This is a genomic window from Streptomyces sp. SS8 (assembly GCF_054072955.1).
Genome location: NZ_JBSVCZ010000011.1, coordinates 75,155 through 96,479, shown reverse-complemented (window position 1 = coordinate 96,479; position 21,325 = coordinate 75,155). Strand labels below are relative to the sequence as shown.

Genomic DNA, 21,325 nt, shown 5'->3' with positions numbered 1-21,325 from the left:
TACCGGGCCGCATCCGTCCGGCCGGGCCATTGAAGCGCGACGCCGGGACCGCCACACTGTGCCCCCATGACGATCTTCGCGACGGCTCTGGAGCGCGGCGCGCGCCGCACCCGCCGGGCGGCGGCCCGGCTCACCCGCCCCGACGGGCACGGCCGGGGCGCGCTGGTCGCCTTCGGCGCGCTCGCGGCGGCCGACCTGCTGGCCACCGCCCGCCGCCCGCGCGGCGCCGCCCGAGCCGGCAAGCCGCTGCTGATGCCGGCGCTGGCCGCCCACGCGCTGCGCCGCCGCGAGACGGCGGACGCCCCCGCCCCGAAGGCCCTGCTGGCCGGGCTGGCCTGCGCCACGGCCGGGGACACCGCCCTCCTCGCCGACGAGTACGAGCCCGCCTTCCTCCTGGGCATGGCCGCCTTCCTGGGCACCCAGGCCAGCTACACGGCCGGCTACGTGCGCCGGGGCGCGCTGAAGGGCCTGCGCCGCCGCCCATGGATCGCGGCGGCCGGCCTGGCCGGCTGGGCCGCGGCCAACGCCGCCATCGCACCGGGCCTGGAGAGGCGGCTGCGCCTGCCGGTCGCGGGCTACAGCCTCGCCCTGACCGCCATGGCCGTCACCGCCCTGGGCACCGGCGCCCGCGCGGGCACGGGCGCGCTGGCCTTCCTCGGCTCGGACCTGCTCATCGGCCTCCAGGCCGCCGGGCACGTCTTCCCCGGCCAGGAGGTCGCGATCATGGCGGGCTACCTCTTCGGCCAGTACCTGATCACCACCGGCTGGCCCGTCACGCCGGTGTGACATGCGCGGCTCATGCCACACCGCATGGCGGGGTTACGGCTAAACCCGGACCCACTGCACCGGGGATGTGCGTCCCGTCGACGCTGCCGCACAGAGCTCGGGTACGTGGGAACCGTCAGAGGAGACGACCTTTACGGGGCCCGTGACACTGGCTGCCGTGGCGACGACCAGTGAATCCACCACGCACTCGTGACCGTCCAGACCGGTTTCCTCCAGCAGAGCGGCTGCCAGGTCCGCGGTCTTCTCGGTCATGGGCGCCACAGTGAGGCGCGATCTCAGCCATCGCAGCCTCTTCTCCGCTTTTCCGGTCCGTCTCACCTCCGCGATCGTGACTGCGCTGATCATCGGTGCGAAGCTCTCCTGACGGGCGATCTCGAGCAATGCGACCATGCGGTGGTCGTCTTCGGCGAGCAGGGAGAGGGGCTGAGCGTCGAGGACGAACCGCGGTCCGGTCAGCATTGCGCTGTGGTCGGTTACTCGCCTCGCCATGCACGCCTCGCATCGTCCAGCGCGGCGTCGGGCAGAGGTCCTGTGCGGCGTTCGTGGTCATCCACGATCTCCTGTGCCCTCAGCAGGGCCAGCCAGTGTTCCGCCGCAGCGTCTATGAAGCTGGAGAACCCGCGGGCTCCGGCGCGCTCCTCGATCTCCTCGGCCACCGACCGCCGCAGGGTGATCGACTTCTTTACCGTCGTCTCATGGGTTCGGGGTTGCTTGGTCGTGCTGTTGGCAGCCATGAAACCACTATGCCACTAGTGGTGGGATTTATCTGCTCGTTGTTCTCTCGGGCGGAGGACCGCACGAGCCGGGTGGGCGGGACTCATGTTCGCCAAGGCGCTTCCGGCTCAGCGCCGCTCCAGCTCGTCGCGGAAGTCCCGCTCGCACTGCTGCTCCTCGGCCGCGCTGCCGGCGTTCCGCAGGCACTCGTCCAGGTTGCCGAACTCCTCGGAGTTCAGGAAGGAGACCCCGGCGGCGATGACGGCGACGGACGCCACCAGCGCGATGGCGCCCGTGATCGCGCCGATCAGGGCCATCGCGCCGTTGGTCGCCTCGCCCCTCTTGACGCGGCGGTGGCCGACGACGCCCAGCACGATGGCCGCGATGCCCAGCAGCACACCGCCGATGAGGGTCCAGAACAGCAGCAGGCCGGCCACGCCGACCACGAGGGCGGCGATGCCCAGCCCGTTGCGGGGCGGCCGCCCGGCCGGCCCCGGGGCGCCGGGGTGGCCCTGCGGAGAGGAGTACGAAGCCACTGCGAGTCCTTTCGGTCGGGTGAGTCGGGTGAGGGGAGGGGAGCGCGTCACCCCGCCGCGGGTTTCCGGCGGCTCTGCCCGGACGGGGCGCCGGCGCGGGAACCCGCTCTCCCCCGCTCATACGGGGAACTGTCAACAGGCCCGTGTGAGAAGCGTGTTGGCTGAACAACCGGCTTCCCTCCGGCCGCCGCCGCAAACGGACGCCCGGCCGGGGCCGGCCCGCGCGTACGACGGCGCGGAGCCGCCACGGGCGCCGGTCCGTGATCCGGGTCCCGCAGGGGGCTGTTTCAGGACGATTCCGCGCGGCGGTGACACGCCGTGGGCGGGTGCGGGCCGGACGCCGGGTGCGCAGGTGGCCGGACCCCTGCCCGGTGACCACGGCTTCGGGGCTCGCGCCGCCGATGGCGCACTTCCGACTTGCGCCGCGCCGCCGGTGGGGACGATGACGGTGGGGGCCGCGCGACGCGGTGCCGTACGGGGAAGGGGAAGGGGGACGGACGGGGATGCGGACGAGGCTGGGGATCCTGGCGCGGACCGCGCTGGCCCTCGTTCTGGTGGGGGGCTTCCACGTGGTGTCGTGGGCGCTGGTGCTGGGCTACGCCGCGCTGTCGGCCGGCGTGCTGTGGGTGCTGGTGGCCGACGGCACCCGCATGACCACACCGGCGCCGCTGTACGCGGTCGCCTTCGGCCTGCCGGCCGTGCTGGCGGTGCTGCGCGGGATGTTCTCCGGCGGCCGCGCCCCGGCCGCCCGCGGGGGCCGGGCGGTCACCCGGCGGCAGGCCCCGCGGCTGTGGGAGACGGTCACCGCTCTGGCGCGTGCGGTCGGCGCGCCCGGACCGACCGAGATCCGGCTGACGCTGGAGGCCAACGCCTCCGTCGCCGAGGACACCCGTCTCGGCGCGGGAGTGGCCGCCCGGCGCATGGAGATCGGCGTACCGCTGCTGGTGGGGCTGAGCGAGGACGAGCTGCGGGCGGTCCTCTGCCACGAGCTGGGCCACTACGCGCGCCGGCACACCCGGTTCGCGGCCACCGCCCACCGGGGCTCGGCCGCCCTGCGCACGGCGCGCGACGGCATCACCGAGGCGGCGGGGGGCAACGTCCTGGTGGCGTCCTACACGGGTTACCAGCGCTGGGTGCTGGGGGTGTACGCGTGGCTGTTCGACGCCGTCACCTTCGTCGTGCGGCGGCGTCAGGAGTTCCAGGCGGACGCGGCCGCGGCGGCCGTCGTGGGGCGGGAGGCCACGGCGTCCGCCCTGACCGCCGTCCACGCCGTCGGCGCGGCCTGGGCCGACTACCGGGCCCGGCTGCTGGACCCCATGGCCGGGCGCGGGCTGACGCCCGACGATCCGCTGCGCCCCTTCGCCGAGATGCTGGCCGACCCCGGGTACGCCGAGGCGCTTGAGGAGTGGCGGCGCAGGATGCCGGAGCCGCCCCGCTCCCGGCTGGACTCCCACCCGCCGCTGAGCCGCCGTCTGGCCGCCCTCGCCCGCGAGGAGGGTGCCGCCGGCGCGCCGCCCGTCCCGGAGACGGCGGTGGCGGCGGACGCCGCCTGCCTCCGGCTCCCCGCGGGGGTGTGGGGCTCCCTGCTGCGCCCGCTCCTGCCGCCGTCGGGACCGTGCGGGCCGGGGCAGCCGTGGCGGGAGTGGCTGGACGACGCCGCCGAGGCGCAGATGGTCCAGGCCCTCGAGGACCTGCGCGAGCCCCTGGCCCGGCTCCGCGGGCCGGACGTCCCGCCGGAGCCCACCGTGGACACCGTACTGGGGCTGCTGGAGGACGGGCGCGGTGCCGAGCTGGCCGAGGCACTGCACCAGACGGGCTGGGGCATGGACCAGTGGGGTCTGCCGGGATCGCCCGCGCAGGCGCTGGAGACCCTGGTGGGTCAGGGGCTCGCGGGCGCCGGGCGGGCGGGGTGGAGCCTGCGCTGGACGGAGCCCAGCGCCCTGGTCGTCCACGACGACGAGGCCCGGGAGACGGTGGAGCTGGCGCGGGCGGCGGCGGCCGATCCCGCGGCCGTACCCCTGCTGCGCACCCGTCTCGTCCTGTGCGGCGTCAACACCGCGGCCCCGCTGGACCGCACCGGGCCGATGGCCCGTCCGCCCGGCTCCGGCCCCGCCACAGCCACCGGCTCCGCCACCGGTTCCGGAGCCGGAACCGGTGGCGGGAAGTCCGGCCGGCTGAACGGCAGGCCGGGGATGCTGGTGGCCGCGGCGCTGGCCACGGCGGTGTTCACCTGGAACCTGCTCACCGGGGAAGACGTCACGGAGCGGCCCCCCATACCGGGCACACCGGTCAACCCCCTCTCCCCGCGCCCCTCCCCGCCCCTGCCGCATCCGCCGGCCCCCGCGCCTCTTCCGACCGGGCCGGCGGCGCGGTGCGGGCCGGGGGAGATCCGGCTGGCGGGCGACTGCGTGCGGATCGGCGACCTCGTCGCCACACCGAAGCCCGTCATCACGCCGGACCCCGGCGCCGCGCTCCGGTCGCCGGGGTGAGCGGGCCGGAGCGGGCGGGCCGCCGGAGGACGCATGCCCGGCGGCCGGTCCCGGGCGGCCGGTGGCGGCTCCTTAGCATGGGTGCCATGGACAAGCGTCCGGCCGAGGCCGAGCAGACCAGGGCGACACCGGCACCCGGCCCGGCCCGGGCGCCGTGGCTGATCGTGCTCGCCGCGTGCGCGGGCCAGTTCCTCGTCGTCCTCGACGTCTCCGTCGTCAACGTGGCGCTGCCGTCCATGCGCGCCGGGCTGGGGATGGACGCCGAGCAGCTCCAGTGGGTGGTCAACACCTACACACTGACCTTCGCCGGGTTCATGCTGCTCGGCGGGCGGGCCGGCGACCTCTTCGGGCGCAAGCGCGTCTTCCTTGCCGGGCTCGGCCTGTTCACCGCCGCCAGCCTCGCCGGCGGGCTCGCGCAGGAGCCCTGGCAGCTGCTGGCCGCGCGGGCCGTGCAGGGGACGGGCGCGGCCGTCCTCGCCCCGTCCACCCTGACCCTGCTGACCACCTCCGTCCCGGAGGGGCCGGCCCGTGCCCGGGCCATCGGCACCTGGACGGCGGTGGGCGCCGGGGGAGGCGCGGCGGGCGGGTTCGTCGGCGGTGTGCTCACCGACGCGCTGTCCTGGCGCTGGGTGCTGCTGGTCAACGTGCCCATCGGCGTGCTCGTGCTGCTCGCGGTGGCGCTCCGGCTGTCGGCGGACCATCCGGACGGTGGCGCCCGGCGCCTCGACGTGCCCGGCGCGGTGCTGGTCACCGGCGGTCTCGGCGCGGTGGCGTACGGCATCGTGCAGACGGAGGCGGCCGGCTGGGCGGAGCCGGTCACGCTCGTGCCCCTGCTGGGCGGGCTGGCGCTGCTGGGGGTGTTCGTCGCGGTGGAGTCCCGGTCCGGGGCCCCGCTGATGCCGCTGCGCCTGTTCCGGCTGCCGTCGGTGTCGGCGGCCAACGCCGCGATGTTCGTCTGCGGCGCGGCGCTGGTCTCCTCCTGGTACTTCATGTCGCTGTACATGCAGAACGTGCTGCTCTACACACCCCTCCAGGCGGGCCTGGGCTTCCTGCCGCACTCGCTCAGCGTCGTCGCCGGATCCAAGCTCGCGCCCCGGCTGATGCACTGGGCCGGGGCCCGGAACACCGCGCTGACGGGCGTGGCGCTGGCGGCGTGCGGCTTCCTGTGGTTCAGCTCGGTCATGGCCGCCGACGGCGGCTACGCGGCCACGGTGATGGGGCCCGGGATGACCACGATGCTCGGCACCGGGCTGCTGGCCACCCCGCTGGCCTCCCTGGCCACCTCCGGCGCCCCGCACCGGGACGCGGGCGTGGTCTCGGCGATGGTGAACACCTCCCGCACCATGGGCGGCTCACTGGGCCTGGCGGTGCTCTCCACCGTCGCCGCCTCCCGGATCACCGGCGAGACCCCGGACGCCCTCGCCCCCGGCTACGCCCTGGCCTACCGCACCGGTGCGGTGGTCCTGGGATGCTGTCTGCTGCTGGTCGCGCTGACGCTTCCGGGGGAGGGCCGCCGGGCCCGGTGAGGCGGCGGGGGCGCGGAGCCACGGGCCCGGCGGCGGGCGGGCGCGGCCCGCGTACGCCGTGTGCCCTCACCAGTACCGGTCGCGCAGGTCGTCCACGCACTCCTGGCTCTCGGCGGAGGTGTCGGCGTTCCGCATGCAGTCGCGGAAGTCGTCGACCTCGTCGGAGTTGAGGAAGGCCACCGCGGCGGCGATGACGGCGGTGGAGAGGGCCAGCCCGAGGAAGCCCGTGATCGCGCCGGTGAGGGCCATCCACCCGTTGGTCGCCTCGCCCCGCTTGACGCGGCGGTGACCGACGACGCCGAACACGATCGCCAGCACCCCCAGGACCACACCGAGCAGGGCGGTCCAGAACATCACCAGGGCGATCAGGCCGAGTACGAGGGCGGCGACGCCCATCCCGTCGCGGGGCCGTGCCGGGGGCTCCGGGGGCGGCGGTTCGGGCGCCGGCTCCCCGTAGTGGCCCCAGTCCTGCGGAGGAGGGTAGGAGTGCGAGGGCACTGTGTCCCCCTTTCGGAGGTTTCGCCGTATCCGTCCTTCCGCCGTACCCGTCCGCCGGGCCGCCATGCCGCCGCGGGTCCGGCCCGGAGCGCGGACTGCCCGGACCCCCTCGGCCGGGCGTGCGCGGGCCGCGTTAGCGTCGAAGGCGTGGACCACGAGAACGCCGGCGCCGACCGCACCCCGCCCCCGCCCGAGCTGTTCTCGCACGAGTTCGCCGACGACCCCTACCCCGCGTACGCGTGGCTGCGCGAGCACGCGCCCGTGCACCGCACCGTGCTGCCCAGCGGGGTGGAGGCGTGGCTGGTGACGCGGTACGCGGACGCGCGCGAGACGCTGGCCGACCCGCGGCTGAGCAAGAATCCCGCCCACCACAGCGAGGCCGCGCACGGCAAGGGGAAGGTGGGCATTCCCGGCGAGCGCAGCGCCAACCTGATGACGCACCTGCTCAACATCGACCCGCCCGACCACACCCGGCTGCGGCGGCTGGTGTCCAAGGCGTTCACCCCGCGCCGCGTGGCCGCCTTCGAGCCGCGGGTGCGGGAGCTGGCCGACCGGCTCGTCGACGGTTTCGCGGAGCGCGGGAGCGCCGACCTCATCCACGAGTTCGCCTTCCCGCTGCCGATCTACGCCATCTGCGACATGCTCGGCGTCCCGGCCGAGGATCAGGACGACTTCCGCGACTGGGCGGGCATGATGATCCGTCACGGCGGCGGCCCGCGCGGCGGGGTGGGCCGGGCGGTGAAGCGGATGCGCGCGTACCTGGCCGAGCTGATCCACCGCAAGCGCGGCGACCTGGGCGACGACCTGATCTCCGGGCTGATCCGGGCGAGCGACCACGGCGAGCACCTGACGGAGAACGAGGCCGCGGCGATGGCCTTCATCCTGCTGTTCGCCGGCTTCGAGACCACCGTCAACCTCATCGGCAACGGCACCTACGCGCTGCTGCGCCACCCGGAGCAGCGGCGGCGGCTCCAGGACGCGCTGACGGCGGGCGACACCGCACTGCTGCGGACGGCGGTGGAGGAACTGCTGCGCTACGACGGGCCGGTCGAGCTGGCGACCTGGCGGTTCGCCACCGAGCCGCTGGAGATCGGCGGGCAGCGGATCGGCGCGGGCGACCCGGTGCTGGTGGTGCTGGCCGCCGCCGACCGCGACCCGGCGCGGTTCGCCGACCCGGACACCCTGGACCTCACGCGCGGTGACAACCCCCACCTCGGGTACGGCCACGGCATCCACTACTGCCTGGGAGCGCCGCTGGCGCGGCTGGAGGGACGGATCGCGCTCACGGCCCTGCTGGGACGCCTTCCCGACCTGCGGCTCGCGGCGGAACCGGCCGATCTGCGCTGGCGGGGCGGCCTCATCATGCGCGGACTGCGCGAACTGCCGGTGGAATTCGAGCCGGTGCGCGAGTGACGCACGGTCATGCATGTGATCTGTGCGTGATCTGCGAGACATTGACTTGTGATGATCGGCCCGGTGGCGCTACGTTCAGCCGTCAACCGCGTAGCCCTGTCATCTGTCCACGTACGAGAGGCCCCACACATGCTTTCCGGGAACGGTAGACACCGCCGCCCCCGCCAGGCTCCCGCCATCTTCGTCACGGCCGGAGTGACCGGCGCGGGATTCGCCATCCCCCTGCTCGGGGCGGCGGGCGCGCAGGCTGCGGACCTCGACACCTGGGACCGGGTGGCGCAGTGCGAGAGCGGCGGCCTGTGGAGCGCCGACACCGGCAACGGCTACTACGGCGGCCTCCAGCTCACCCAGGAGGTCTGGGAGCGGTACGGCGGCACGGCGTACGCCGAGCGCCCCGATCTCGCCAGCCGCAGCCAGCAGATCGCGGTGGCCGAGAAGATCCTCGCCGACCGGGGGCCGGAGGCCTGGCCCTCCTGCGGCGTCAACGCCGGGCTGCGCCACGACACCACCGGCGAGGCCCCGGCCATCGACCCTGACAACCTCCTGCCGGAGGACGGCGGGAGCGGCGGCGGGAGCGGGAAGGGCGGGGGCCTCCTGGACGGCATCCTGCCGGGCGGCGACGCGGAGCAGGAGGAGTCCCCGGCCGAGGGCGAGGGCGACTCCGGGTCCGGCGGCCGTGCGAAGGACGGCGCGGCCGAGGACGGCGACCGGGACGAGCGGAAGGCCTCGGAGCGCGACGGCGCCGAGGACGGCAAGGCCGGGGACGGCGGCGCGAAGGACACCGGCGCCGGGGACGAAGCCCGCGCCGGGGCGGGGGAGGGCACCGGAAAGCACCGCGGCGAGCGCGACCCGCGCGAACTGGAGCTGGAGCGGGGCGCGGAGAGCCGGGCGCCGGAGGGCCGGGAGGCCGCCGGCGACGAGCGGTCCGGGGAGGCGGCCGACCGCTCCGCCCGTGCCGAGCGTCCCGCGCTGGCGGGCACCGTGAGCGGTCTGGGAGCCCGCGCGGCCGGCGAGAGCTATCTGGTGCGCCCCGGCGACTCGCTTGTGACGATCGCACAGGAGCAGAACGTCCCGGGCGGCTGGACCGGGCTGTACGAGAGCAACGAGGACGTCGTGGGCGAGGATCCGGACCTGATCCTGCCGGGACAGGAGCTCACCCTCGGGTGAGCGCGGACGGCCCTGCGGGATGACCCTCCCGGGCGACTGCGGCGTGTCGTTCCTGTCCGGCCTAACGCCCCTGACCTGACCTGCGGGTTCCAGTCATACGGGCGTCAGAAAGGGTGAATTGCCGGTTTCTGACATGCTTTGAGACATATACCCCGGTGTGCTTACCGTCGTCTCGCTCGCACCGCGAGTGCCACCGACCGCAGCGCCGAATCCTGCCGGCGGCCGGTGGGCAGTCGTCGCGTCAGCGCCGAGGGCAGGAGCGGGGGAACCAGGTAGGCGCCGCCCCGGACCGCACGGTCCGGAGCGGCTTGGGGTGAAGTCGCCCGGGGCTCCGCGCCCCGGACGGCCGGGCTTGCTCACTGCCCGAACCCGACAGCTCACCTCGCAGGCGTCGGTGAGATAAGGGACGTCCATGCTGTTCACCGGCAAGGGGCACGACAGTCGCACCGCCAGGGCCGTCCGCGCGGCCGCGCTGACGGGCGCCGCGGGTGCCGCCATCGCCGTTCCGGTGGCGGGCGCGCCGGGCGCCTCGGCCGCGTCCGTCGACACCTGGGAGCGGGTGGCCCAGTGCGAGTCCGGCGGCGACTGGTCCATCAACACCGGCAACGGCTACTACGGCGGCCTGCAGTTCTCCCAGTCCAGCTGGGAGGCCGCCGGCGGCACCCGGTACGCGCCGCGCGCCGATCTGGCCACCAGGGAGCAGCAGATCGCCGTGGCCGAGCGGCTGCTGGCCATGCAGGGTCCGCGTGCCTGGGCCTGCGCCGAGAAGGGCGGCCTCACCGCCGGCGGGCCCGCGGCCGAGGTGGACCCGGACGGCGGCCGCTCCGGCGCCGGGCGGGGGCACTCCGGGGCGCAGTCCCAGGCCCAGTCGCAGAAGCAGTACCAGGAGCAGTCGCAGGAGCAGTCCCGGTCGCAGGGCGCCCCCGAGCGCGCCGACGGCCGCCAGGGCGGCGCCGAGGCCGGCTACACGGTCAAGTCCGGCGACACCCTGCGCGCCATCGCCGCCGCCCACGGCACCACCTGGCAGCAGGTCTACCAGGACAACACCGACGTCATCGGCGACGACCCCAACCTGATCTTCCCCGGCCAGCAGCTCCGGGTCTGATCCCCTGCTGTGCCCGCCCCGGCGCCCCTTCCGTCACCAGGCGGCGCCATCCCGGTGCGGTGTGTCACCTCCCTCGGCGGGGGGCACGCCGCACCGGGTTTATTCAATTTCGAAACAAAATGCTTCCGCCCCCTCTGAGCTGCGATTTCACCCTCCGTTCCGCCGTATGGCACGGGCTGTCGGCGAGGTGGCGTGCGCGGGCCGGATAGGCTCAGGGCACTGAGACCCGACACACACGCCCGACACACACGAAGGAGACCCTCGTGCCGTCCATCGACGTCGTAGTGGCCCGCGAGATCCTCGACTCGCGAGGCAACCCCACGGTCGAGGTCGAGGTCGGCCTCGACGACGGCAGCACCGGCCGTGCGGCCGTTCCGTCCGGCGCCTCCACGGGCGCCTTCGAGGCCCTGGAACTGCGTGACGGGGACAAGGGCCGCTACGGCGGCAAGGGCGTCGAGAAGGCCGTCCTCGCCGTCATCGAGCAGATCGGCCCGGAGCTGGTCGGCTACGACGCCACCGAGCAGCGCCTGATCGACCAGGCGATGTTCGACCTGGACGCCACCCCGGACAAGTCCTCCCTCGGCGCCAACGCCATCCTCGGCGTCTCGCTGGCCGTCGCCCACGCCGCCTCCGAGGCGTCCGACCTGCCGCTGTTCCGCTACCTCGGCGGGCCGAACGCGCACCTGCTGCCGGTGCCGATGATGAACATCCTCAACGGCGGCTCGCACGCCGACTCCAACGTGGACATCCAGGAGTTCATGATCGCGCCGATCGGCGCCGAGTCCTTCTCCGAGGCCCTGCGCTGGGGCACCGAGGTCTACCACACCCTCAAGAAGGTGCTGAAGGAGCGCGGCCTGGCCACCGGCCTGGGCGACGAGGGCGGCTTCGCCCCGAACCTCGGCTCCAACCGCGAGGCGCTCGACCTCATCCTGGAGGCGATCAAGCAGGCCGGCTACACCCCCGGCCAGGACATCGCCCTCGCCCTGGATGTCGCCGCCTCCGAGTTCCACAAGGACGGCCGCTACGTCTTCGAGGGCCAGGACCGCACCGCCGCCCAGATGACCGACTACTACGCCGAGCTGGTCGAGGCCTACCCGCTGGTCTCCATCGAGGACCCGCTGTTCGAGGACGACTGGGACGGCTGGAAGACCATCACCGAGCGCCTGGGCGACAAGGTCCAGCTCGTCGGTGACGACCTGTTCGTCACCAACCCCGAGCGCCTGTCCCGCGGCATCGAGGAGGGCGCCGCCAACGCCCTGCTGGTCAAGGTCAACCAGATCGGCTCCCTGACCGAGACGCTGGACGCCGTGGAGCTGGCCCAGCGCAACGGATTCAAGTGCATGATGTCCCACCGCTCCGGCGAGACCGAGGACGTCACCATCGCCGACCTGGCCGTCGCCACCAACTGCGGCCAGATCAAGACCGGCGCCCCGGCCCGCTCCGAGCGCGTCGCCAAGTACAACCAGCTGCTGCGCATCGAGGAGATCCTCGACGACGCCGCGGTGTACGCCGGGCGCTCGGCGTTCCCGCGGTTCCGGTCCGCGGACCGATGAGCGCAGCCGCTCCGCGGACCGGTAAGCGCAGCCGCTCCATGGAGCGATAGGCGCAGCCGCTCCGCGGAGCGGCGGGCGGGGCCGCCGAAGCGGCCCCGCCGTCACCGCGTCCCCGCCGCCGTCCCGTACGGTGGCGGGGACGCGGCGGCATGGGCGACCACACCGCGACGGCGGCGCGACGGTACGGCGACGACAGGGCAGCAGGGGAGGCGGGGTGGCCGCGGAACGGGACAGGTTCTCCACCGCGACCAGGCTCAGGGCACTGGGCGCACAGGCGGCCGAGCGCGTCTACCGCGCCCAGAACCGCCGGATGCGCGCCCCCCGGCGCAGTCGGCTGACCGGCCGCGCCGCACTGCTGGTCATGGTCCTGTGCTCGCTCGTCGTCGCCCTGGCCTACCCCATGCGGCAGTACGTCTCGCAGCGCGCGGAGATCGAGGAGCAGCGGCGCCTGGTCGAGGAACTGCGCGGCCGGGTCGAGGAGAAACGCGACCTGAAGGCCCGCTGGAAGGACCCGGCCTATGTCGAGCGGATGATCCGCGAGCACCTGCTCTACGTGCGCCCCGGCGAGACCGGCTACGTCCTCCCGCGCGGCACGGCCGGCCGCACCGGTGAGAGCGCCTCCCGTTCCCGCCGCACCGCCGAGCCCGGCCCCGGCGAACAGGCCTGGTACCGGCACCTGTGGGACGGCGTGGACGCGGCGGACGCCTCCGGCGCCGCCGGAAAGCACCCCTGAGCCCCTGAACGGAGCCCCGAACGGCCCGGACGCGCTCCCCTGTCCCGCCCGGCCCCGACCGCCCCGCCGGGCCCCCGCGCCCGGCTCCGACCTTCCTGAGGCATCCTGACCAGATGGAAACACCCCCGCCCCGTACCGAACCCACCGCGCCGACCGAAGCCGACGTCGAGGCATTCCAGCAGCAGCTCGGCCGCCCGCCGCGCGGCCTGCGCGCCATCGCGCACCGCTGCCCCTGCGGGCAGCCCGACGTGGTGGAGACCGCGCCGCGGCTGGAGGACGGCACGCCCTTCCCGACCACGTACTACCTCACCTGCCCGCGCGCGGCCTCCGCGATCGGCACGCTGGAGGCCGAGGGCGTGATGAAGGAGATGACCGAGCGGCTGAGCACCGACCCGGAGCTGGCCGCCGCGTACCGCCGGGCGCACGAGGACTACATCGCGCGCCGCGACGCCATCGAGGTGCTGGAGGGCTTCCCCAGCGCGGGCGGGATGCCCGACCGCGTCAAGTGCCTGCACGTCCTGGTCGCCCACTCGCTGGCCGCGGGGCCGGGCGTCAACCCGCTGGGCGACGAGGCGATCGCCATGCTCCCGGAGTGGTGGCGCAAGGGGCCGTGCGTGAACGCGGCCGGGGACGGCGAGGACACCGGGGACGGCGAGAGTGCCGGGAACGCCGGGGAGGAGGCGCGGTGACGGACACGGCGAACGGTACGGCGAACGGCACGGCGGTCAGGGTCGCCGCCATCGACTGCGGCACCAACTCCATCCGCCTGCTCGTCGCCGACATCGACCCGGCCACCGGCGAACTGACCGACCTCGACCGCCGGATGACCATCGTCCGCCTCGGCCAGGGCGTGGACCGCACCGGGCGGCTGGCCCCCGAGGCCCTGGAGCGCACCTTCGCCGCCTGCCGCGAGTACGCCGAGGTGATCCGCTCACACGGCGTCACCCCGGGGCGCACCCGCTTCGTCGCCACCTCCGCCTCGCGCGACGCCGAGAACCGGGACGACTTCGTGCGCGGCGTCGTGGACATCCTGGGCGTCGAGCCCGAGGTGATCACCGGCGATCAGGAGGCCGAGTTCTCCTTCACCGGCGCGACCAGGGAGCTGGCGGGCGCGGAGCACCTGACCGGGCCGTACCTGGTGGTGGACATCGGCGGCGGCTCCACGGAGTTCGTGGTGGGCGACGACGGGGTGCGGGCCGCCCGCAGCGTGGACGTCGGCTGCGTCCGGCTGACCGAGCGCCATCTGCTGCGCGACGGCGTGATCACCGACCCTCCCGCGCAGGCGCAGATCGCCGCGATGAGGGCGGACGCCGAGGCCGCTCTGGACCTGGTGGAGAAGACCGTCCCGCTGGCGGAGGCGCGGACGCTGGTGGGGCTGGCCGGCTCGGTCACCACCGTCGCCGCCGTCGCGCTGGGGCTGTCCGAGTACGACCCGTCCGCCATCCACCACTCCCGGATCGGCGCGGAGAAGGTCGCGGAGGTCACCGCGCGCCTGCTGGCCGCCACCCACGACGAGCGCGCCGCCATCCCCGTGATGCACCCGGGCCGGGTGGACGTGATCGGCGCGGGCGCCCTCGTCCTCCAGGCGGTCATGGAGCGCACCGGGGCCCGGGAGGTCGTGGTCAGCGAACACGACATCCTCGACGGCATCGCCCACTCCTGCGTCGCGCGCTGACCCGGCGCCCGGTCCACGGCGCCGCGGCCCCGGGCCTCCGACGGCCCGGGGCCTCCGACGGCCCGGGGCCTCCGACGGCCCGGGGTCTCCGACGGCCCGGGGCCTCCGACGGCCCGGGGCCGCGGCCGTGTCGCCGGGGCGAACGGGTGCGGTGAACCGGAACGCGGTGCCCCACCCCGCGCCTCGACCGCGGTCGGTGAACAGGTCCGCCGGCAGTTCGGCCATCGTCACAGTGGGGCCGCCCTCGGCCAGGACTGCTTCCGCCTCCCGGGCCGGCATCACGTCGGCCGCCTCTTCCAGTGCCTCGAAGTCGGAGATCGGCACCACGGCTGCCACCGGACTGCCGTTACGTGCGATCACCGTCGGAGTGCCCTGCCCGGCCCGGTCGATGTGGTCCGCGAGGTGAGCGCGGGCCTCTCGTACGGTCACGGTCCCCGCGGTCGCGGTCTTCTCGGTCATGGGACCAGTGTGGGCATTCCGCACGCATGCCGGTGGCCGGGCTGTGGGAGACCCGCACTCGCGGCCCGCGCTCACGTCCCGCGCGGGAGCGGCCTGTACGGGACCAGGCCCTCGCCCGGCACGGCCCGGAGAGCCGCCTGCCAGACCACCGGCGGGCACTCCTCGCCGTTGGGCGCGCTCCGCTCCAGGGTGACCTCGGCCCGGTCGTCGAGCAGGGTGCGCCCGCCGGGGGCGGTGACGGTGAAGCGCACCGGCACGGTCGCGGGCCCGGCGTCGTCGTCCAGGCGCACGGAGAGCCCTCCGAAGGGATTCCGCGCGGTCGTCTTCCGCTCCGTGCAGTCGTCCCGTACGCACAGCCTGACGGTGGCGCCGCCCCCGGCGGCGTCCGCGGCGAAGTCGGCGGGCTCCCAGGCCACCTGGACTCCGGACTCGGCGTCGACGAGGGTGCATATCCGGCTCTCGCCGGGCAGGGCGCACCCCGCGGCCAGCAGGATCGGCAGCAGTGCGAGACGGCGCATCAGTTCCCCTCCCCGGTGGTGGAAACACGATGTCAGACGCACGTGGACGGTGGTGCCGACCGCTCCCGCGCACCTCTGCGGGAGCGGGATCGGAGGGGCGTGGGAGACCCCGCCGGGAAAGTTCGTGAACTTCTTCACAAGGAAAAGCGCGCAAGCGGACGATGTTACCTGTCGGTAGTGGCGGTTCCGGGTCTCCGTGACCCGGAAGCGGCGATTCCGGAGGTGTCGGAGCGCCGCGCCCCTCCGGGCCGGCGGTGGTGCCGGCCGGTTCGCCCGGAGAGCGATTGCGCAGCTCACAGGGGGTGTTGAACGTACCGTGAGGTGATCCGGTTCCCGGTCGCGGGTGTGGTTCCGGTCACGGGTCGGCGGAGTGTAGCAGAAGAGGGTGAGGTGCTTGTGAAGACCCTCACGAGGGGTCCCCCGAACGGCAGGGGATACTCGAAGGCATGAGCACCACGGAGCGTCCGCGAATCCTCGTAGTGGGTGGCGGGTACGTCGGTCTGTACGCAGCGCGCCGCATCCTGAAGAAGATGCGGTACGGCGAGGCGACCGTCACCGTCGTCGACCCGCGCTCGTACATGACGTACCAGCCCTTCCTGCCGGAGGCAGCCGCCGGGTCCATCTCCCCGCGCCACGTCGTCGTCCCGCTGCGGCGCGTGCTCCCCAAGGCGGAGGTCCTCACCGGCCGCGTCACCAGCATCGACCAGGACCGCAAGGTCGCCGTGGTCTCGCCGCTGGTCGGCGAGTCCTACGAGCTGCCCTTCGACTATCTGGTCGTCGCGCTCGGCGCGGTCTCCCGCACCTTCCCGATCCCCGGCCTGGCCGAGAACGGCATCGGCATGAAGGGCGTGGAGGAGGCCATCGGCCTGCGCAACCACGTCCTGGAGCAGCTCGACAAGGCCGACTCCACGAACGACGAGGCCGTTCGTCGCCGGGCGCTGACCTTCGTCTTCGTCGGCGGCGGCTTCGCCGGGGCCGAGACCATCGGCGAGGTCGAGGACATGGCGCGCGACGCGGCCAAGTACTACAACAACGTCCGCCGCGAGGACATGCGCTTCGTCCTCGTCGACGCCGCGGACAAGATCCTCCCCGAGGTCGGTCCCGAACTCGGCAAGTGGGGTCTGGAGCACCTCCAGAAGCGCGGCGTGGAGGTCTACCTGTCCACGTCCATGGAGTCCTGCGTCGACGGCCACGTGGTGCTCAAGAACGGCCTCGAGGTGGACTCCGACACCATCGTGTGGACCGCCGGCGTCAAGCCGAACCCGGCGCTGGCCCGCTTCGGCCTGCCGCTGGGCCCGCGCGGCCATGTGGACACCGGGGCGACGCTCCAGGTCAAGGGCTCCGACTACATCTGGGCCGCGGGCGACAACGCCCAGGTCCCGGACCTCGTCGGCCGCGACGCGGGCAACGAGAACGCCTGGTGCCCGCCGAACGCCCAGCACGCGCTGCGCCAGGCCAAGGTGCTCGGCGACAACGTGATCTCGGGCATGCGGGGCTTCCCGCAGAGCGAGTACCGCCACGCCAACAAGGGCGCGGTGGCCGGCCTCGGCCTCCACAAGGGCGTCGCGATGATCGCCCTGGGCAAGCGGGTCAAGCTGAAGCTCAAGGGCCGTCTGGCCTGGTACATGCACCGCGGCTACCACGGCCTGGCCGTACCGACCTGGAACCGCAAGATCCGGGTCTTCGCGGACTGGACGCTCGCGATGTTCCTCAAGCGCGAGGTCGTCTCCCTCGGCGCCGTGGAGAACCCGCGCGAGGAGTTCTACGAGGCCGCGGCCCCGGTCTCGGCCGCCGTGCGGGAGTCCCGGCCCAAGGCCAAGGCCTCCTGACCGCACGGTCTCCCGGCCGGACACCGGCACACACAGCACGCGGTACGCACCGCGGGGGCGCCCGCCCCTCCCGCACAGGGAGGGGCGGGCGCCCCTCGGCGTTCCGGGCCCGGCAACCCTGGCGCGGGGCGCGGGGCGCGGGGCGCGGGCCCGGTGTTGCCGGAACACTCACCGCCCGTCCGCCCGTCCGCCCGTACATGCGCACCGGCGCACGGCGGCGCTCGTACGCGCCGGCTCCCGGACGGCGCACGCCCCACCGGGCCACCCGGCCCCCGGCCCCCGGTGAACCCGCCGCGCCCGGCACCGGAACCCATGACCTGCGCGGGGCCGCGGAGCCCGCGGGCCGGGCCCCGTGCCCGCAGGAGCCCGGGCAAACGGAAGGGTCCGGACCGCCGAGCGGTCCGGACCCGTGGCCGGAGTGCGGTGCGCGGCGCACGCCGCGCACCGCGTCATTCGGTCTTGATGGCCTCCAGTACGTTCAGCCTCGCCGCCCGCCGCGCCGGCCACAGCGCGGCCAGCACGCCCACCAGCGCGGCCAGCGCCAGGAAGACGCCGATGCGCTCCCAGGGCAGCATCAGTTCGTAGGTGGGCATCGAGGAGGCGATCAGCTCCCCGGCCGCCCAGCCGAAGAAGACGCCCAGGCCGACGCCGAGCACCCCGCCGAACAGCGAGATCACCAGCGACTCCAGCCGGACCATCCGCTTGGTGCCGCGCCGGTCCAGACCGATCGCCCGCAGCATCCCGATCTCCTGCGACCGCTCGAAGACCGACATGGCCAGGGTGTTGACCACCCCGAGTACCGCGACGACCACGGCCATGGCCAGCAGTCCGTAGAGCATGTTCAGCATCAGCGTGATCATCTGGGCGACGGACTCCGAGACGTCCTCCTGGTCCTGGACGAGGACGGCCGGGTTGTCGCCGAGGGCCTCCTCCAGAGCGGACTTCACCGACTCGCTCGCGCCGCCCTCGGTGCCCACCAGCACCTGCATGCTGGTGACCTTCTCCAGGTGCGGGTCGAGCACGGAGGTGTCCAGCATGATGCCGCGCATCATCTCGTTGGCCCGGTAGACGCCCGATACGGTCAGCTCGCCGCGCTCGCCGTCCTCGTAGACCACCTCGAAGACCGAACCGGTCCGCCAGCCGTGCTCCTTCGCCGTGGCGGTGTCCACCACCGCCTTGCCGTCGGCCAGCCCCTCGAACGAGCCGTGGGTGAAGTCGAGTCCGACCAGTTCGCCGAACGCCTCGCCGTTGACGCCGGTGAGGTACTCGTATCCGTCGCCGACGCGGGAGGGGGAGTTGCGCATCGGGCTGAGGGCCGTGACCTCGTCCTGCTCGGCCAGCGTCCGCTCGATCTCCGGGGACAGGGGCCTGTAGTTGGCCATCGAGACCACGTAGTCGGCCTTGAGCGCCTCCGTGGCCATCTTGTCGATGCCCTTCTGGACGCTGCTCGCTATCACGGTCAGACCGGTGATCAGCGTGAGGCCGATCATCAGCGCCGCGGCGGTGGCGGCGGTGCGGCGCGGGTTGCGCACGGCGTTGAGGCGCGCCAGCCTGCCCGACACCCCGGCCATGCGCATCACCGGCGCGGCCAGGGCTATCACCGGGCGCGACAGCAGCGGCGTCAGCACGAACACGCCGATCACCAGCAGCCCGGCGCCCGCGCCCATCGGGATCTTGCCGTCGTCCATGCCGGTGGCGGCCAGCACCAGCGCTGCCCCCACACCGGCCAGGACGGAGCCGATGGTGTTGCGCACGACCAGGCCGCGGACGGTGGCGGGCGCGTGCACGCTGCCCATCGCGGCGACCGGCGGGACCTTCGCGGCGCGGCGGGCGGGCAGCCAGGCCGCGGCCACGGTGACCTTGATGCCGACGACCAGCGAGGCGATGATCGCGGCCGGGGGGACCACCAGGGGGCCGTCCGGCACGGTGGCGCCGAGGGAGCCCGTCAGCGAGCGCAGCCCGGCGCCGACCCCGATGCCCGCCAGCAGCCCGATCCCCGCGGCGATCGCGCCGACGACCACGGCCTCCACCAGCACCGAGCGGGTCACCTGGCGGCGGCTCGCGCCGACCGCGCGCAGCAGCGCCAGCTCCTTGGTGCGCTGGGCGACCAGCATGGTGAAGGTGTTGGCGATGATGAAGACGCCGACGAAGAGGGAGATCCCGGCGAACACCAGCAGCCCGGTGCGCATGCCCTCCATCTCCGCCTCGATCATCCGCGCCTGGTCGTCGGCGAGCGACTGCCCGGTGACGGCCTCGGCCTGCTCGGGCAGGACCTTCTCGACGCTCTTCCTCAACTCCCGCTGGTCCACGCCCTCGGAGGCGGTCAGCACGATCTCGCTGTACCGGCCGGGCTGGGAGAACAGCTCCTGCGCGGTGGCGGTGTCGAACAGCACCAGGGTGCCGCCGGCGGCGACGTTGCCGTCGTCGGTGTCGAAGACGCCGGTGACCTTCTCCTCGCGGACCGGGCCGCTGACGGACAGCCGCACGGTGTCGCCGACTCCGTAGCCGGTTCGCCCGGCGGTCGCGGAGTCCAGCGCAATCTCGCCGGCACGCTGCGGGGCCCGGCCGTCGCGCAGGTCGTAGCGCGGGTCCTCGCCCGATCCGTCCGGGCCGGTGTCGTAGTTGCCGCCCTGGGTCGACCAGCCCTCGCCGACCAGCTTGCCGTCCTTGCCGGCGAGGGCGGCGAAGCCGGAGACGGCTCCGGTGGCGTGCTCGACGCCCGGCAGCTCCCGCGTCCGCTCCAGCAGATCGCGGGAGAGGTCGGAGGGGCCGCCGGGGTCGGTCTCGTCGCTGGAGAAGTCGGGGCGGACGACCACGTCGACGGCCTCGAAGCCCTTGGCGGAGCTTCTCGCGAAGGCCTCGGAGAGGGTGGCGGTGAAGACCAGGGTGCCCGCGACGAACGCCACGCCGAGCATGACGGCGAGCGTGGTCATCAGCAGTCTGGCCTTGTGCGCGAGCACGTTGCGCAGGGCGGTACGGAACATGGGGTCTCGTGATCCTGGGATAGGTGTGGAGGCGCGGCGGGTCGGGGTGTCGGGGGCCGGGGCCCGGCCGGTCAGCTGGTGCGGCCCCGGGAGTCGAACGCCTTCATGCGGTCCAGCACGCCCTCGGCGGTGGGGTCGGCCATGTCGTCGACGATCCGGCCGTCGGCGAGGAAGACGACCCGGTCCGCGTACGAGGCGGCCACCGGGTCGTGGGTCACCATGACCACGGTCTGGCCCAGCTCCCGCACCGAGTTGCGCAGGAAGCCCAGCACCTCGGCGCCGGAGCGCGAGTCGAGGTTGCCGGTCGGCTCGTCGCCGAAGATGATCTCCGGCCGGGCGGCCAGGGCCCGGGCGACCGCCACACGCTGCTGCTGGCCGCCGGAGAGCTGGTTGGGGCGGTGCTTGAGCCGGCCCGACAGGCCCACCGTCTCCACCACGCGGTCCAGCCACTCCCGCTCGGGCTTGCGGCCGGCGATGTCCATGGGCAGCGTGATGTTCTCCAGCGCCGTCAGCGTGGGCAGCAGATTGAACGCCTGGAAGATGAAACCGATCTTGTCCCGGCGCAGTTGGGTCAGCTTCTTCTCCTTCAGGGAGGACAGCTCGGTCTCGCCGATCCAGGCCGAGCCGGAGGAGAACGAGTCCAGTCCGGCCATGCAGTGCATCAGGGTGGACTTGCCCGAACCCGACGGGCCCATGATCGCGGTGAACGCCCCCCGCCGGAAGTCCACGGTGACGGAGTCCAGGGCCACCACCTTCGTCTCGCCCTGGCCGTAGACCTTGGTCAGGTCCACGGCGCGGGCGGCCGCGGCGCCGGCGGCGGCGGAGGGCGCGGAGAGGGCGTCGGACGGGGTGCTGGTGGTCACGGGAAGGGGCTCCTGTCACAGCGGCTTGACGGGGACCCCTCCATCGTCCGTGCGAAATCGGCCACCGGCGTCCACCCCCGAACCGGTCTCGGAGGGAGCCTGCGGGGGGACCGGGAAGGCCCGTGTCATCCCTGAGGAGGAGAGGACACCCTGATGTCTTCCTGTGGCTGGGCAGCGACTTTCCGTCATTCCTGGCGGCGGGGCGGGGGCGTGTGATCCTCTTTGAAGAGGGGCGCGCGCCGCTGATGCGGCATCAGTTGCCAATAAAATCAGACAACCTGGGGTCGGAGGCCCGTTGTCCGAACGAGCGCCGCGGATAGGCTCGTTGAGCGTCCAGGGGAGGGCCGTAGCCAGTCGTGCGGTCCATGAGCCGGTGCCCGGATGGTGGAATGCAGACACGACGAGCTTAAACCTCGTTGGCCTACAGGCCGTGCCGGTTCGAATCCGGCTCCGGGCACACCGGCCCTTGCGCGGCCC

The 21,325-nt window shown here is 73.8% G+C and carries 18 protein-coding genes, 1 tRNA gene, 1 pseudogene and 1 riboswitch; of the genes and pseudogenes, 12 read left to right on the top strand and 8 right to left on the bottom strand.

Annotation, left to right across the window (positions count from 1 at the left end; genetic code table 11):
* Positions 1 to 66: 66 nt before the first annotated feature.
* Complete coding sequence (locus tag ACW69E_RS13230; protein ID WP_457498402.1) at positions 67 to 786, top strand: lysoplasmalogenase family protein; 720 nt, start codon at positions 67 to 69, stop codon at positions 784 to 786.
* 39 nt (positions 787 to 825) lie between these two features.
* On the opposite strand, the gene ACW69E_RS13225 is transcribed toward ACW69E_RS13230, so the two are convergent.
* From ACW69E_RS13225 to ACW69E_RS13215, 3 genes are all read right to left on the bottom strand, one after another.
* Positions 826 to 1,245: a type II toxin-antitoxin system VapC family toxin gene (locus tag ACW69E_RS13225; protein ID WP_457498401.1), complete on the bottom strand. Its 420-nt coding sequence runs from the start codon at positions 1,243 to 1,245 to the stop codon at positions 826 to 828.
* A 14-nt stretch (positions 1,246 to 1,259) separates the two neighbouring features.
* On the bottom strand, positions 1,260 to 1,520 hold the full coding sequence (locus ACW69E_RS13220) for a hypothetical protein (RefSeq protein ID WP_457498400.1): 261 nt from the start codon (positions 1,518 to 1,520) through the stop codon (positions 1,260 to 1,262).
* Positions 1,521 to 1,628: 108 nt separating this feature from the next.
* A complete protein-coding gene (locus ACW69E_RS13215; RefSeq protein WP_457498399.1) occupies positions 1,629 to 2,036 on the bottom strand; it encodes a DUF4190 domain-containing protein in 408 nt (135 codons plus the stop codon).
* Positions 2,037 to 2,539: 503 nt separating this feature from the next.
* Here ACW69E_RS13215 and ACW69E_RS13210 point away from each other — a divergent pair.
* Positions 2,540 to 4,525, top strand: coding sequence for a M48 family metalloprotease (locus ACW69E_RS13210; protein WP_457498398.1), 1,986 nt, complete (start codon positions 2,540 to 2,542; stop codon positions 4,523 to 4,525).
* Positions 4,526 to 4,611: 86 nt separating this feature from the next.
* Positions 4,612 to 6,051, top strand: coding sequence for an MFS transporter (locus ACW69E_RS13205; protein ID WP_457498397.1), 1,440 nt, complete (start codon positions 4,612 to 4,614; stop codon positions 6,049 to 6,051).
* Positions 6,052 to 6,117: 66 nt separating this feature from the next.
* Here the strand turns inward: ACW69E_RS13205 and ACW69E_RS13200 are convergent, their stop codons facing one another.
* On the bottom strand, positions 6,118 to 6,549 hold the full coding sequence (locus ACW69E_RS13200) for a DUF4190 domain-containing protein (RefSeq protein WP_457498396.1): 432 nt from the start codon (positions 6,547 to 6,549) through the stop codon (positions 6,118 to 6,120).
* Between the two features lie 147 nt (positions 6,550 to 6,696).
* Between ACW69E_RS13200 and ACW69E_RS13195 the strand changes: the two genes are divergently transcribed.
* From ACW69E_RS13195 to ACW69E_RS13165, 7 genes are all read left to right on the top strand, one after another.
* Positions 6,697 to 7,962, top strand: a complete 1,266-nt coding sequence (locus ACW69E_RS13195; protein WP_457498395.1) for a cytochrome P450 family protein — start codon at positions 6,697 to 6,699, stop codon at positions 7,960 to 7,962.
* 195 nt (positions 7,963 to 8,157) lie between these two features.
* Entirely contained in the window at positions 8,158 to 9,129 is a 972-nt protein-coding gene (locus ACW69E_RS13190) for a transglycosylase family protein (protein WP_457498394.1), read from the top strand.
* Positions 9,130 to 9,364: 235 nt separating this feature from the next.
* Positions 9,365 to 9,535: riboswitch (cyclic di-AMP (ydaO/yuaA leader) on the top strand.
* Between the two features lie 6 nt (positions 9,536 to 9,541).
* A complete protein-coding gene (locus tag ACW69E_RS13185; RefSeq protein WP_457498393.1) occupies positions 9,542 to 10,234 on the top strand; it encodes a LysM peptidoglycan-binding domain-containing protein in 693 nt (230 codons plus the stop codon).
* Between the two features lie 263 nt (positions 10,235 to 10,497).
* Complete coding sequence (gene eno, locus ACW69E_RS13180; protein WP_457498392.1) at positions 10,498 to 11,787, top strand: phosphopyruvate hydratase; 1,290 nt, start codon at positions 10,498 to 10,500, stop codon at positions 11,785 to 11,787.
* A gap of 214 nt (positions 11,788 to 12,001) precedes the next feature.
* Positions 12,002 to 12,520 carry an FtsB family cell division protein gene (locus tag ACW69E_RS13175; RefSeq protein WP_457498391.1) on the top strand — a complete coding sequence of 173 codons (519 nt, stop codon included), beginning with the start codon at positions 12,002 to 12,004 and terminating at the stop codon, positions 12,518 to 12,520.
* A gap of 113 nt (positions 12,521 to 12,633) precedes the next feature.
* A complete protein-coding gene (locus ACW69E_RS13170) occupies positions 12,634 to 13,209 on the top strand; it encodes a DUF501 domain-containing protein (protein ID WP_457498390.1) in 576 nt (191 codons plus the stop codon).
* A complete protein-coding gene (locus ACW69E_RS13165; protein ID WP_457498389.1) occupies positions 13,206 to 14,195 on the top strand; it encodes a Ppx/GppA phosphatase family protein in 990 nt (329 codons plus the stop codon). Before ACW69E_RS13170 ends, ACW69E_RS13165 begins: the two co-directional genes overlap by 4 nt.
* Before the next feature lie 189 nt (positions 14,196 to 14,384).
* Here ACW69E_RS13165 and ACW69E_RS13160 read toward each other — a convergent pair.
* Both ACW69E_RS13160 and ACW69E_RS13155 read right to left on the bottom strand, forming a co-directional pair.
* Positions 14,385 to 14,654: pseudogene (locus tag ACW69E_RS13160) on the bottom strand (type II toxin-antitoxin system Phd/YefM family antitoxin); the annotation flags it as partial.
* Positions 14,655 to 14,725: 71 nt separating this feature from the next.
* On the bottom strand, positions 14,726 to 15,172 hold the full coding sequence (locus ACW69E_RS13155; protein ID WP_457498388.1) for a hypothetical protein: 447 nt from the start codon (positions 15,170 to 15,172) through the stop codon (positions 14,726 to 14,728).
* Positions 15,173 to 15,618: 446 nt separating this feature from the next.
* Between ACW69E_RS13155 and ACW69E_RS13150 the strand changes: the two genes are divergently transcribed.
* Entirely contained in the window at positions 15,619 to 17,001 is a 1,383-nt protein-coding gene (locus tag ACW69E_RS13150) for an NAD(P)/FAD-dependent oxidoreductase (RefSeq protein WP_457498387.1), read from the top strand.
* A 449-nt stretch (positions 17,002 to 17,450) separates the two neighbouring features.
* Here ACW69E_RS13150 and ACW69E_RS13145 read toward each other — a convergent pair whose 3' ends face one another.
* On the bottom strand, positions 17,451 to 19,985 hold the full coding sequence (locus ACW69E_RS13145; RefSeq protein WP_457498386.1) for an ABC transporter permease: 2,535 nt from the start codon (positions 19,983 to 19,985) through the stop codon (positions 17,451 to 17,453).
* 71 nt (positions 19,986 to 20,056) lie between these two features.
* Entirely contained in the window at positions 20,057 to 20,848 is a 792-nt protein-coding gene (locus ACW69E_RS13140) for an ABC transporter ATP-binding protein (RefSeq protein ID WP_457498385.1), read from the bottom strand.
* A 375-nt stretch (positions 20,849 to 21,223) separates the two neighbouring features.
* On the opposite strand from ACW69E_RS13140, the gene ACW69E_RS13135 reads away from it, so the two are divergent.
* A tRNA-Leu gene (locus tag ACW69E_RS13135) sits at positions 21,224 to 21,305 on the top strand.
* The last annotated feature ends 20 nt before the right edge of the window (positions 21,306 to 21,325 follow it).

Bases quoted from the DNA above. Each gene is read 5' to 3' on its own strand.
- ACW69E_RS13210 (WP_457498398.1), top strand. From the start codon at position 2,540: ATGCGGACGAGGCTGGGGATCCTGGCGCGGACCGCGCTGGCCCTCGTT.
- ACW69E_RS13185 (WP_457498393.1), top strand. From the start codon at position 9,542: ATGCTGTTCACCGGCAAGGGGCACGACAGTCGCACCGCCAGGGCCGTC.
- ACW69E_RS13145 (WP_457498386.1), bottom strand. From the start codon at position 19,985: ATGTTCCGTACCGCCCTGCGCAACGTGCTCGCGCACAAGGCCAGACTG.
- ACW69E_RS13170 (WP_457498390.1), top strand. From the start codon at position 12,634: ATGGAAACACCCCCGCCCCGTACCGAACCCACCGCGCCGACCGAAGCC.
- ACW69E_RS13220 (WP_457498400.1), bottom strand. From the start codon at position 1,520: ATGGCTGCCAACAGCACGACCAAGCAACCCCGAACCCATGAGACGACG.
- ACW69E_RS13150 (WP_457498387.1), top strand. From the start codon at position 15,619: ATGAGCACCACGGAGCGTCCGCGAATCCTCGTAGTGGGTGGCGGGTAC.
- ACW69E_RS13225 (WP_457498401.1), bottom strand. From the start codon at position 1,245: ATGCTGACCGGACCGCGGTTCGTCCTCGACGCTCAGCCCCTCTCCCTG.
- ACW69E_RS13230 (WP_457498402.1), top strand. From the start codon at position 67: ATGACGATCTTCGCGACGGCTCTGGAGCGCGGCGCGCGCCGCACCCGC.
- ACW69E_RS13205 (WP_457498397.1), top strand. From the start codon at position 4,612: ATGGACAAGCGTCCGGCCGAGGCCGAGCAGACCAGGGCGACACCGGCA.
- ACW69E_RS13155 (WP_457498388.1), bottom strand. From the start codon at position 15,172: ATGCGCCGTCTCGCACTGCTGCCGATCCTGCTGGCCGCGGGGTGCGCC.